The organism is Pantoea rodasii (assembly GCF_002095465.1).
Classification (GTDB): domain Bacteria; phylum Pseudomonadota; class Gammaproteobacteria; order Enterobacterales; family Enterobacteriaceae; genus Pantoea; species Pantoea rodasii.
In genome coordinates this window covers 75,477-87,948 of sequence record NZ_MLFP01000020.1, presented here as the reverse complement: position 1 = coordinate 87,948, position 12,472 = coordinate 75,477, and the positions used below count along the sequence as shown (strand labels likewise).

Sequence of the window (12,472 nt, the reverse complement as noted above, 5' to 3'; positions counted from 1 at the left end):
AAAGCAATTCCCGCAGTTTGTAAGCAGGGGCTTCAATGTTGATGAACGTGCGGAGATACAATATCAGGCATCACTGCATGCCCTTGATAAAGACATCAGTAAAATGACCGTAGCACTTCTGGCGGCGACAGCCACTAATCACCAGAAAACAGTCCTGGTGGATTACGAATTACCGGAGCATGCAGTGGGTTTTGTGATGGGCCACAACATGCTCGATGAGTACTGGGATACAGATGAGCACTCATCCAGGGGGCGGGCAGGCAGCGTGAATGCCTGTGCACCCAATATGGGAGCCAGCGGATTTCTCCCGCGTCAGGATATCTCAAGTCAGGTAACGGGCCCGATACTGGAACACCTGCATGAGAATTTTGCTAAGGCGTGGTGTAAGGAAACGCATCAGGATCTGCTGGCTTTGCGTAATGCAAAGAAAGTGGCGAAAGAACTGAAGCCCCGCCCTGAATACGGCACGCCGGTTATGGCTCAACTGCTTCGTACTCAGGCACAGGAACAAAAACGGGATATCGAGACGCTTTATTTACAGGCGGTCAACAATGCCACTCAGTTTATCTATATAGAGAATCAGTATTTCCGCTGGCCGCCGATGGCCAAATTAATTACTGAAACTGTAGCAAAACAGATAAAAAATGGTCGCGACTCCAAAAAAGATGGTGTTCTGCATTTGTTTGTAGTGACCAATGCTACAGATGAGGGTATTGGTTCGGGTACCGTTAATACCCAGCGCATGCTGGATTTACTTGGACGGGCCGATACCATGCCGGGTATCACCAAGCTTAAACTGAAAGAAGAATTTCGATACAGCCTGCCCAGCGGTCCCTCCATCAATGCTCCCTATGGAGAGAAGCTGAAATACATTTATGAACGGGATGCTGCAATAAAAGACAAAGAGAAAGAAATAGATGAGAGCATCATTCCCCTTGTGGATATACCTGGTCTAAAAGTGCATGTGTGCTCGCTGGTCGCAATGGATTCTCCGCCAGATAAATGGATGCCTGTTTATATTCACTCCAAGTTGATGATTATCAATGACGTGTTCACCACACATGGCTCTGCCAATATTAACACCCGCAGTATGCAGGTGGACAGTGAGATGAATATTGCTCATGAGTGGGGGAGTGTGACGCGGGATTTAAGAAGAAGATTATGGAATTTGCATACTAACGGGCAAGGTGGTCAGGATAATCCTGAAGATGCATTTAAGATCTGGGGAAATCTTCTTGAGAAGAATCTTGAGAATCAGAAGCCAGAGAATAGAAAGTCGCCAAAAGTTTCATTAATTAAATTTAACTATGATAAACCTAACTGGAGTGATCTGGACTAATGCGCAGACTATTAATATGGTGCAGCCTCCTCCTGGTGGGCTGTGATGGGGGCAATGCTCCGCTAGTTTTAAAAAAGAGTAATTCTATGGACTCACTCAGCTACATCAATGCCCGCCTGGCATTTTCCTGCCAGCATGAAATTTTACCCAATCCTGATGCTGCTGCGGACATTTTGTTTAAATATGCTCGCTGGTTACAGAAAAATAATGACCTTAAGCGGAACAAGTCGGTGGATTTGGACGTTGCGCGTCTCTATCGGATTGCGGCAGAAAACGGGCATGCCAAGGCGAATATTAATCTGCAGAACGGTTCACTGCGCGGTCAGTTCGGATTAACGGCGACTGAGCGGCAGCGCTTCAGCCAGCAACTCATCGATGCCGGGGTCGCCAGCGGCTACTACTTTATCGCCTTCTATCTGCAGCACGGTGCTGCAGGGCTGAAGCAGGATGAGGACATGGCGTTGCGTTACTATCGTAAGGCGGCTGATGAAGGGAGCGCCCAGGCGCAGGCTTATGTGGGCGAAAAGTTATCCTGGCTTGAGAATACCGGGGACATAGTCCGCCTGATGAGGCGTTGCGCAGCAGAACAGGGGGACGGGAAAGCCGCGCTATCGCTGGGAATTAACCTGATGGAAAAAAAGAATTATGAAAAGGCAGCTGAAGCATTTCAGTTGGGGGTAGCTGCCGGTAATGAAAATTCTGCAAGCTTTTTAGAAGAAGGATTTTACGGTCCCGAGCCTACTGACAGTATCTATTATCTTGGCCAGCAAAAAGACCCCGAACGCGCACGGCGCTATAAGGCTATCTGGAAGATACTGTCAGGTTACTCCTACGCCCATCCCACCGTACCCGAAATCAACGACATCGTTCCGTTACCTCCCGCACCTTTGCCGGAATGGGATGGCAAACTGAAGTGGGTGGAGGCCCGCGAAGCCAACATCCCGCCGGAAAAACCGGACGAGGCGCTGATTGCCCGGCTGGCGAAGAAGAAGCACCTGAACCCGGCGACCGGCAGGCCGCTGCCGGCATCACCGGACTTCGATAAACAGAGCACGTCGCTTCTGCTGTGCAACAGTTGGGAAGCCTGCCCGAGAAGCGGCTACTGGCAGACGGCCTGGATACCGGACAGCGGAACAGGCCCGGAAGAGGTGCGTTACTTCAGGGAAGGGGATACGATGCCGGCCGACCGCATAACGCGCGTTCAGCCCCGCCCCTGGCCCTTACGTGACAGGCACACGGAGGAAGAGCAGCCCGTGACGTGGCGTTATCTGGGAGAGGCTTAGGACAGCATAAGCCGTTAAACACAAGGAAGAGCAGCCCATGATAAAAAACTATAGCCAGCGGCACGCCGCTATCGGGATGCTCTGCCTGCTGCTGGCAGGATGCGATAACAGCGCTTCCCCGTTTCAGACAAACATGCGTGGCCTCCCGTCGCCCGGCGGGGCCAGCACCGGGCAGGCCTTCACCTGTAAACACGAGATTATTCCGGGGCCGGAGGCTGAGGCTGATGTGCTGTTCAGATACGCCCGCTGGCTGCAGGTGAACAACCAGCTGAAGCAGGACAAAGAGGTCGATACGGAGGTCGGGCGCCTCTACCGGATTGCAGCGGAGAACGGGCATGCCAAAGCCACCATCAATCTGCAGAACGGGTCGCTGCGCGGGCATTTTGGGCTGACAGCCTCTGAAAGACGCCGCTTCAGCCAGCAGCTCATTGATGCAGGGGTCGCCAGCGGCTACTACTTTATCGCCATCTATCTGCAGCACGGGGCGGCGGGGCTGAAGCAGGATGAGGACATGGCGCTGCGTTACTATCGTAAAGCGGCTGATGAAGGGAGTGCGCTGGCACAGGTGTATCTGGCTAAAAAACTTGAGCCGGTTGATATCGCCCCGGAGGTTGCCAGCCAGATGTATCTCTGCGCTGCTGAGCAGGGAGAGGGGGAGGCCGCGAAGATAATGGGTATTATTTACAAGAATGATAAAAATTACCAGGAAGCGGTGCGGGTATATCAGTTAGGGGTCGCTGCGGGGAACTCTACTTCGGCAAGTTTTTTGAGGTACGGATTTAATGAACCTTTACCAGATGACCCTATTAGCTATCTTGGTTTAAAAAAAGATCCCGAGCGTTCCCGGCGTTACGAGGCTATCTGGAATATACTGGCGGATTACTCCTGCGCCCATCCCACCGTACCCGAAATCAACGACATCGTTCCGCTACCGCCCGCGCCTTTGCCTGAATGGGACGGCAAACTGAAGTGGCTGGAGGCCCGCGAAGCCAACATCCCGCCGGAAAAACCGGGTGAGGCGCTGATTGCCCGGCTGGCGAAGAAGAAGCACCTGAACCCGGCGACCGGCAGGCCGCTGCCTGAATCCCCGGACTTTGATAAACAGAGCACGTCGCTGCTGCTGTGCCACAGCGGAGAACCCTGCCCGAGAAGCGGTTACTGGCAGACGGCCTGGATACCGGACAGCGGAACAGGCCCGGAAGAGGTTTGTTACTTCAGGGAGGGGGATACGATGCCGGCTGACCGCGTATCGCGCATTCAGTCCCGTCCCTGGCCCTTGCGTGACAGGCTAACGGAAGAAGAGCAGCCCGTGACGTGGCGTTATCTGGGCGAGGCATAGGACTGCGTAAGCCGTTAAACACAAGGAAGAGCATGCCATGTCAAACATGTACAGCCAGCGATACGCAAGCATTGTGATGCTCTGCCTGCTGCTGGCAGGGTGCGATAACAGCGCTTCCCCGCTTCAGATAAACATGGGTGGTATCCCATCGCCCGGTGGGGCCAGCACCGGGCAGGCCTTCACCTGTAAACACGAGATTATTCTGGGGCCGGAAGCTGAAGCTGATGTGCTGTTCAGATACGCCCGCTGGCTGCAGGTGAACAACCAGCTGAAGCAGAAGGAAGAAGTCGATACGGAGGTCGGGCGCCTCTACCGGATTGCAGCGGAGAACGGGCATGCCAAAGCCACCATCAATCTGCAGAACGGGTCGCTGCGCGGGCATTTTGGGCTGACTGCATCGGAACGACGCCGCTTCAGCCAGCAGCTTATCGATGCCGGAGTCGCCAGCGGCTACTACTTTATCGCCATCTATCTGCAGCATGGAGCTGCGGGGCTGAAGCAGGATGAGGACATGGCGCTGCGTTACTATCGCAAGGCGGCTGATGAAGGGAGTGCTCTGGCACAGGCCTATGTGGGCGATAAACTTGAACCGGTTGACATTGCCCCCGACGTTGCAAAACAGATGTTGCTATGCGCCGCTGAGCAAGGTAATGGCGAGGCAGCACTATCGCTGGGGATTGGCCTCAAAATAAATAAAAAGTATTCAGAGGCTTTGCATGCATTCCAGCTCGGAGTGGCGGCAGGTAATTCAAACTCAGCGAGTTTTTTAAGGAATGGATTTTCCGGTCCCGAGCCTATAGACAGGCTCTATTATCTAGGCCAGCAAATAGACCCCGAACGCGCACGGCGCTATAAGGCTATCTGGAAGATACTGTCAGGTTACTCCTACGCCCATCCCACCATACCCGAGATCAACGACATCGTTCCGCTACCGCCCGCGCCTTTGCCGGAATGGGACGGCAAACTGAAGTGGGTGGAGGCCCGCGAAGCCAATATTCCGCCGGAAAAACCGGGTGAGGCGCTGATTGCCCGGCTGGCGAAGAAGAAGCACCTGGATCAGGTGACGGGCAGACCGCAGACGCATTAAATGATTTCATCAGAAAGAATATGTAATTCATGTTGTGCTATAGCGGTAATATAACGTCATTCAATCGGTGATTTTTATTTAAGATAATCCTCAAAACCGTTTTATTTAGTGACAAAGCTCTTATTTAACTAATTTACTAAAGGTATATTTAATAATGAAAAATATTATTCGGCTGGGTGATAAACATACCGGCGGCGGCTCTGTATTAAGTGCTTCAATGAAGATGATGTTTCACGGTGTAGGTGCTGCGCGAGTGGGAGATCCTGTTAACTGCCCTAAGCACGGTAAAAATGTTATCGCAGAGGGCCATGCAACCTACAAAGACTACGGGCGACCAGTGGCATTTCATGGGCATCGTTGTGCATGTGGGTGCAGCTTGATATCAAGCCTACCATCAGCAACGGCGATGTAAATATGCCAGTCAATCTCAAATTAATACCATCACCTGCAATTAAACCGGTGGCGCCAAAATGGTGGGTGTGGCTTTTAATGTTGCTCATCATGATAATCGTTGGCATAAATTACGCCATAATGATGAAGATCGCTAAACCGGACATGAAAAACATAATATTTTGGGAGAACGCGCTTGAATTGCCCTTTTTAGGTTGGGCTTTTCTATTGTTTTTCCGTCTGGCCTGGTTTAAGGGACAATCCAATGCAGCTATAAACAGTGATCGGTTACGTGAAAAACAACTCAATCGAGAAATACAACGCGGGCAGCGTTGTTTAAATGTCTATGGATTAAGTCTCCATACTGCTTTTCGCACTGACACTGATACTCAAGGTAACTTACAGTGGGATGCTTTGGGCCAAAAAAGGCGGCATTGAAAACACAGCCATCATGGTTGGGATACCGGGGTGTTCGACACAGTCGTATAAAGAGAAATAACGAGGAAGCTGTTGAGCAATTATTGAAGCGAGGCTTCGCTAATGTGCTGGGAGAACTCAGCCCAATCCTTGCCATGATGTCAGAAGAAACATCTATTGCTGTATTACTTGAGTGCGAGAGCCACTTAAATAGTCATCAGATAGAGAGTACTTTTAAGCAGTGCTGGGATGACAGTAGCATAGCTCAACCCGTTACGCGCATTTCCGGTGCCGGCCTTGGCGTCATTGACCAATGGTTAGATCAAAGCAGTAGTGAAAAAACAATGCTTTTAGTCTTAGCCGCACAGATTGAACCCGGACATCCTGAGGGAACTTCAGAAGCAATTGTCGGCTTACTGCTCGGTCATTCACTACCTATGCCGAATCTACCGATTCTTGCGCGGTTGCATCGTCCGGAACAGTCATATCATACAGACGTTAAAGATTTGGAATATGCTATTGCGCACTCCCTGAAATGGATTCCCATAACGGGTGAAAGGATAGAGTCTGGCTGGCTGGTTGGTATCCATTCGGAACATAATATTGCTGTTGCCACGGCATTAAAAGCTGTAAAAAGTCCAATCAATATCGGGCAGGACTTAAATAATATTGATGCAATATTTGGATATCCTGGTTGTGCTGCTCCATGGGTTGCCGTCGCCTGCGCCGCACAATTCTGCAGAAATGGAAAAGCGCAATTAATCTTGAGTGGTAATCGTACCAACGCACCGTTGTGGGCCACAATGGTTTCGCCTGAGGGGCTATCAACTCAGTCGTGATAAACGAATTAGTAAAGAAAATGGAATGATGAAAACTAATGATTGTGCAACAGGGAATAAATGATGAGCGCATCGGATAAAGGAAATGATAGGCACTGGATAGGTCGTTATGGCGTTATTTTTCTTGTACTCACTGCGATTGCCTGGGGTATTTATCGTTTTGGTGAGAGAATTGGCCTGTTAACGCTTCAAAGCAAGCTTTACGCCTTCATTGGAATGTGTTTTATTTTTTTATGCATGAGTTACGGAGTGATTTTAATTAGAAACATCTTGCAAGAGCGTAATGATGATGATGCCTCTGTTAAAAATAATAAAACCCAGCAAGTGAATAGAAACTCCGCCTCTAGTGTCGCCATATCTGAACTCAAGTTGGCACTAGGCCATCAGTTCGGTCGTTTCTGGCGAAAGAAAGTGACCATTATTATGCTCACCGGGCGTAAGCTGGATGTGGAGCAACTCGCCCCTGGCATTAGCAGTCAGTTCTGGCTAGAGCATCAAGGTACGGTGCTGTTGTGGGGGGGAGATACAGATCAACCTTTGGATAATGACTGGTTCAGCAAGATTAAGGCATTATGCCATCAACCGATTGATGCTTTGATTTGGGTCACATCATCTCTGAGTCGATCTCCTGCTTTGGATTACGCTTCATCCGACTTCACGTTATCATCACAGGAAATAGATACACTCTCCCGAAGAATTACCTCTCGTTATGAATTATTAGGATGGAGACTGCCGTTTATTGTCTGGTCGTTATATCCGGCTGGTGACTGCTCAGGAAGAATTACACAGTCTGTCGGTTGCTTATTACCATTCCGGGCAACATCTGAGGTTATTGAGGCGCAATTACTTACATTGGACGCTAAATTGACAGAGCAAGGAATTCAGCAAATCTGTATTGATCCTCAGTACACATTCTTGCTTGCATTGAAATCTGAGCTCTCCCTGTCAGCGAGGAGTATCAGCCAGTCTCTGACTGAGTTGCTGAATACGCATCGTCCTTTACCCGTTGCAGGGATTATGTTTAGCCCTTCAGCAATGGAGTCTGCCCGAGAGGTTAAACATCATTGGGGAAAAGATACGTGTTGGGATTCGTTACTTGCTTCGCTTTCAATATTACCTGTGGGATTACGCCCGGTAAAACATCGTCTGGGATGGCCTCAGGTATTATGCATTATCAGTTCAGTATTTATGGTGCTCTGGGCTGCTGGGATAATTATCTCGTTTATTTACAATCGTAATATTATTGCTACGACACAGGATCAGATTACTCGCGCGTCCCAAAGTGTTGGGATTGAGCAGCGACTGAGTGCACTCGCTGAATTGCAAGCGGGAATCGAACGCCTGCAAAATCGGTCTGCTCACGGTGTGCCGTGGTATGACTTCACCGGGCTAAATCAAAATGATGCGCTACTCCACGCACTTTCGGAGCGATACAGTAAGATCGCACTGCCGTTGCTGCGTGATGCGGCGGCAATTCACCTTAAGGCCAAGCTGAAAACCATAGCCGCATTGCCGCCAGATAGTCCACTTCGCGAGCAGCTTGCAAGACCCGCTTACACCCAGCTCAAACTATTACTGATGCTGGCGCGACCGGAACGAATGAATGAGGAGTGGTTTAGTCATGCACTGATACGGGATTGGGCGCAGCGTGAAGGCGTGACTGACAGTTATTGGCAGGGAGAAGGTGCACCGCTGCTGGCCTTCTACAGCAAGAGTTTGCGTACCCATCCGCAGTGGGCGCTGAAGATCGATGATGAACTTGTCAGTCAGGTACGCGCCCTGCTGGTGCGCCAGATGGGGGTAACCAACAGCGAAACCCGCCAGTACCAGCGGATGCTCTCACAGGTCGCCCGACAGTATGCGGACATGCGCCTGGCAGACATGACCGGCGATACCGATACGGCGCGTTTGTTCACTACCGATGAAGTGGTCCCAGGGATGTTTACCCGGCAGGCCTGGGAAGACGGCGTGAAACCTGCCATTGAAAAAGTGGCTCGCGAGCGCAAGGAAGAGATGGACTGGGTGCTGGGTGACAATCCGCAGGCCGACCAGGCAGCATCACCGGACGGACTGCAAGCCAGGCTGACCAGCCGTTACTTCTCTGACTACAGCGCCGCCTGGCTGAACTTCCTGAACAGCCTGCGCCTGCAGCCGGCACCGACGCTTTCAGACGCAATTGACCAGCTCACGCTGATGGCGGATGTGCGCCAGTCACCGCTGGTGGCGCTGATGAATACGCTCAACGTGCAGGGACGGACCGGGCAGAGTGGGGATGCTATTGCTGACTCGCTGGTGAAGTCTGCGCAGAACCTGCTCGGTCGGGAAAAGCTCCCGGCCATTGACCAGAACAGCGGCCCGGGCGGCCCGCTGGATGCCACATTCGGTCCGTTACTGGCGCTGACAGATAATCAGGGCAGCAGCAACATGAGCCTGCGCACCTTCCTGACGCGCGTGACTCAGGTGCGTCTGCGCCTGCAGCAGGTCACCAACGCAGCAGACCCTCAGGCCATGACACAGACGCTGGCGCAGACGGTGTTTCAGGGGAAAACCGTGGACCTGACTGACACGCGAGACTACGGCAGCCTGGTCGCCGCCGGTCTTGGACAGGAGTGGAGTGGTTTCGGACAGACGGTATTTGTGCGCCCGATGGAGCAGGCCTGGCAGCAGGTGCTGATGCCGGCTGCGGAAAGCCTGAACGCCCAGTGGCAGCAGGCGGTGGTGAACGAGTGGAACAGCGCGTTTGGCGGCCGCTATCCGTTTAAAAATGTTAGCAGCGAAGTGTCACTGCCGCTGCTGGCGAAATACCTGAACGCGGACAACGGACGCATCACCCGCTTCCTGCACTCGCGTCTGAGCGGCGTGCTGCACCGCGAAGGCACCCGCTGGGTACCGGACAGCATCAACGCCCAGGGGCTGACCTTTAATCCGGCCTTTCTGCGGGCGCTTAATCAGCTCAGCCGGATTTCTGACGTGGTGTTTACCCGCGGCGAGGCCGGGCTGCACTTTGAGCTGCGCCCCGGTACGGCCGCAGACGTGATGCAGACTGACCTGATTATCGACAGTCAGAAGCTTACGTACATGAATCAGCAACCGGTGTGGAAACGCTTCACCTGGCCGGCTGACACTGAAGCGCCGGGGCGTCGCTGAGCTGGACAAGCACGAAGGCCGGGACCCGCCAGTATGGCGACATGCCGGGGAGCTGGGGCCTGATTCGCCTGCTGGATAAAGCGCAGGTTAAAGCCAATCCGGGCACCAGCAGCAGCTGGCAGCTCACCTGGCAGGCTCCCGACGGCCGCCCGTTAAACTACATCCTGCGGACAGAAGCCGGAGAGGGGCCGCTGGCTCTACTGAAGCTGCGCAACTTCACGCTTCCGGGCGACATATTCATCATCAGTGACACAACGGACGTGCCGGATGAAACTTTTGTCAGCGAGGAAGACTAATGCCTTTGCAATCCCTGATTAACGCCTGCGGTGCGGATGCGGACCATCTTCGCGCGCTGGCCACTGAGTCTGTTTCGCTGTGGGAGCCGTGGCTGAAGCCCCTGGCGGACACCCACTCAGCAGGCGAAGACCCAACCTACAACGATGCGTTCCAGCAAATGCAGCAGGAGATGAACAGGTTGTCCGGCGCGGACACGGCACTTATTTGCACTCTGGCGGAACAGGTGCTGACTAAGGAAGCCAAAGATATCCGTGTGGCAGTCTGGTATTGCTGGGCGCGACTGCAACGAGACGGTGAAGAAGGGTTTGCCGACGGTCTGGCCCTGCTTGCCGGCCTGATGCAGCGCTTCGGTGATGCTCTGCATCCACAGCGGGCGCGCAGTCGTGAGGCGGCGCTGGGCTTTCCCGCCAGCGCACGCGTGCTGGATACGCTGACGCTCTATCCTGAAGTGACGACCGCAACGGCGCAGCGAACCGTGGCGGCGCTGCTGATGATTGATGACGTATGCAGATCGCAGGGTGGGGCCGGCCTTGGTGGTCTTTACGGCGCGCTGGAGGCCCGGCTGCTGAGGGCTGGCGGCCCTGATGCGGTGGTGCCCCAGACGGCGGCAGACGGTCCGGCCCCCCAGTCGTCTTCAGCTTCCGCCGCCCCAGCATTGTCGGCTATCAGTTCCGGACGTGACCTGCTGGACCAGGCGCGAACGCTGGCCGCTTATCTGCGCGACCAGCCCGGCGGTTGGCTAGCCGCGCACCGGCTGATGAAAACCATCCGCCATGACACGCTCAGCCAATTGCCACCTTTATCCGGCGACGGCAAAAGCCGTATCGAGCCACCCAAGCCAGACCAGCGCGCACAGCTTAAGCGCCTGTGGCTGCAGCAGAGCTGGTCCGAACTGGCCGAGCAGGCTGACAACCTGTTCAGCCGGGGCGGCAACCACTTCTGGCTTGACCTGCAGTGGTACCAGCACCAGGCGCAACTGCGTTCGGGCAATGCGGCGCTGGCAGCGATTGTTCAGGACGATCTGAAGGGGCTGCTGTCGCGCCTCACCGGGCTGGAGACGCTGGCTTTCAGTGACGGAATGCCATTTGCGGATGAGGTCACCATGGGTTGGATCCAGCAGCATGTGCTAATGCCTGCGGGAGTGTTCGGAACGGAGGCTGTCTCTGTGACTGCTGGCGCAGAAGATGATGTGCTGCAGCTGGAGAGCGAGGCCACTGATCTGGCAGACAGGGAGGGCATTGAAGCTGCGCTGGCCTGGCTGCAGCAGCGGCCCGGCATCACGTCACCTCGCCAGCAGTGGTTATTGCGTTTGCTGATGGCCAGACTTGCCGAGCAATTCGGCCGTCAGGAAATGGCGCTTCATCTGCTGGGCGCGCTGGACAGCAGTGCGGACAGCATAACGCTGGGTAAGTGGGAGCCCTCTTTGCTGTATGAAGTGAAATCGCGGAGGCTGAAACTGCTCCGGGCGCGCGCGGGCCGGGGTGAAACGGATAAAACCCGCGTGCAGTCTGACATGGAACAACTGCTGGCAGGGCTGGTGAGTATCGATGCTGCGCGAGCATCGGTATTGTTTTCTTAATAAGGCCTTACCTCTCCCTTTAATTTAAATACAAATGGTCCAAAGGAATGATGAAATCAATCAGGCACCTGATGTGTGCCCTAGCAATTTTTAGTCTGTGTGGCTGTACCGTGCTGCTGTGGGGTGTTAATCAGCCGACCTCACAAAGAATGGAATACCGAAAGATATCCAGTGATAATATCGCCGGTGTATATCGCTATAAAGGACTTCAGGCCTCAGTGGTCAATAATGGGGTGAACTATCCTGTTGATATTCCGCCTGATGGCCTTGCATTTTCGGGTAAGGAAAATATCTACGTGGTGACTGTGGGAGGAGAGCATCTTCTGGAGACAGATGCATTACACAGCCAATATCACCTTGAACTAAAGGGTAATGATAACATAATAAAGCTGAAACTCGTGTCACCCGCCACAAAGCGAACAGTGGCGAGGTTCGAAGGTGATTTTGATGTTATAGCCCGAAATAAATCGGGAGCGGTCAGCCCCTGTGAAGAAAAGGACATGCAGTCAATCGGCTTTCATTATTCTGATAATGTGTGCGTCAGCAATATAAAAATTAATGGCGTCATCATCCCTGAAAAAAGCCTCAAATTCAGTGACGGCCAGCAGAGTAAAACAGCCAGTCAGTATAAGATTGAATTATGGGCCTATAAGCAGGTCACCGATATTTATGCCGAAAATATTCTGACCAATGTGGTTGTCACCCCTATTGCGGCTGCAGCGGACATTATTTCTTCCCGATATCGCTGAAGTTTT

The 12,472-nt window shown here is 53.0% G+C and carries 9 protein-coding genes and 1 pseudogene; all 10 read left to right on the top strand.

Annotated elements, in window-relative coordinates:
• Window positions 1-1,339: phospholipase (locus HA45_RS28320; protein WP_158087326.1), on the top strand; the 1,339-nt coding region annotated here is incomplete at its 5' end.
• A gap of 86 nt (window positions 1,340-1,425) precedes the next feature.
• Window positions 1,426-2,622: an SEL1-like repeat protein gene (locus HA45_RS20140; RefSeq protein WP_240629162.1), complete on the top strand. Its 1,197-nt coding sequence runs from the start codon at window positions 1,426-1,428 to the stop codon at window positions 2,620-2,622.
• A 37-nt stretch (window positions 2,623-2,659) separates the two neighbouring features.
• Window positions 2,660-3,961, top strand: coding sequence for an SEL1-like repeat protein (locus tag HA45_RS20135; protein WP_100699810.1), 1,302 nt, complete (start codon window positions 2,660-2,662; stop codon window positions 3,959-3,961).
• Between the two features lie 37 nt (window positions 3,962-3,998).
• Complete coding sequence (locus HA45_RS20130; RefSeq protein WP_338064345.1) at window positions 3,999-5,048, top strand: SEL1-like repeat protein; 1,050 nt, start codon at window positions 3,999-4,001, stop codon at window positions 5,046-5,048.
• 154 nt (window positions 5,049-5,202) lie between these two features.
• Window positions 5,203-5,460 (top strand): PAAR domain-containing protein, encoded by a 258-nt coding sequence (locus HA45_RS20125; RefSeq protein ID WP_100699809.1) that lies wholly within the window; start codon window positions 5,203-5,205, stop codon window positions 5,458-5,460.
• Window positions 5,412-5,876 carry a KPHS_23130 family T6SS system protein gene (locus tag HA45_RS20120; RefSeq protein WP_158087325.1) on the top strand — a complete coding sequence of 155 codons (465 nt, stop codon included), beginning with the start codon at window positions 5,412-5,414 and terminating at the stop codon, window positions 5,874-5,876. Before HA45_RS20125 ends, HA45_RS20120 begins: the two co-directional genes overlap by 49 nt.
• Window positions 5,873-6,694: a KPHS_23130 family T6SS system protein gene (locus tag HA45_RS20115; RefSeq protein WP_128599018.1), complete on the top strand. Its 822-nt coding sequence runs from the start codon at window positions 5,873-5,875 to the stop codon at window positions 6,692-6,694. The genes HA45_RS20120 and HA45_RS20115 overlap by 4 nt, the downstream gene beginning before the upstream one ends.
• Window positions 6,695-6,757: 63 nt before the next feature.
• Window positions 6,758-10,137, top strand: a pseudogene (locus HA45_RS20110) (ImcF-related family protein).
• Window positions 10,137-11,717 carry a type VI secretion system protein TssA gene (tssA, locus tag HA45_RS20105; protein WP_100699806.1) on the top strand — a complete coding sequence of 527 codons (1,581 nt, stop codon included), beginning with the start codon at window positions 10,137-10,139 and terminating at the stop codon, window positions 11,715-11,717. The pseudogene HA45_RS20110 and the gene tssA overlap by 1 nt, the downstream one beginning before the upstream one ends.
• Window positions 11,718-11,764: 47 nt before the next feature.
• Window positions 11,765-12,466 (top strand): YidX family protein, encoded by a 702-nt coding sequence (locus HA45_RS20100; RefSeq protein ID WP_128599017.1) that lies wholly within the window; start codon window positions 11,765-11,767, stop codon window positions 12,464-12,466.
• Window positions 12,467-12,472: the final 6 nt, after the last annotated feature.

Excerpts from the sequence above, each read along its gene's own strand:
- HA45_RS20140 (WP_240629162.1), top strand. The coding sequence starts at position 1,426 with ATGGACTCACTCAGCTACATCAATGCCCGCCTGGCATTTTCCTGCCAG.
- HA45_RS20135 (WP_100699810.1), top strand. The coding sequence starts at position 2,660 with ATGATAAAAAACTATAGCCAGCGGCACGCCGCTATCGGGATGCTCTGC.
- HA45_RS20130 (WP_338064345.1), top strand. The coding sequence starts at position 3,999 with ATGTCAAACATGTACAGCCAGCGATACGCAAGCATTGTGATGCTCTGC.
- HA45_RS20125 (WP_100699809.1), top strand. The coding sequence starts at position 5,203 with ATGAAAAATATTATTCGGCTGGGTGATAAACATACCGGCGGCGGCTCT.
- HA45_RS20120 (WP_158087325.1), top strand. The coding sequence starts at position 5,412 with ATGTGGGTGCAGCTTGATATCAAGCCTACCATCAGCAACGGCGATGTA.
- tssA (WP_100699806.1), top strand. The coding sequence starts at position 10,137 with ATGCCTTTGCAATCCCTGATTAACGCCTGCGGTGCGGATGCGGACCAT.
- HA45_RS20100 (WP_128599017.1), top strand. The coding sequence starts at position 11,765 with ATGATGAAATCAATCAGGCACCTGATGTGTGCCCTAGCAATTTTTAGT.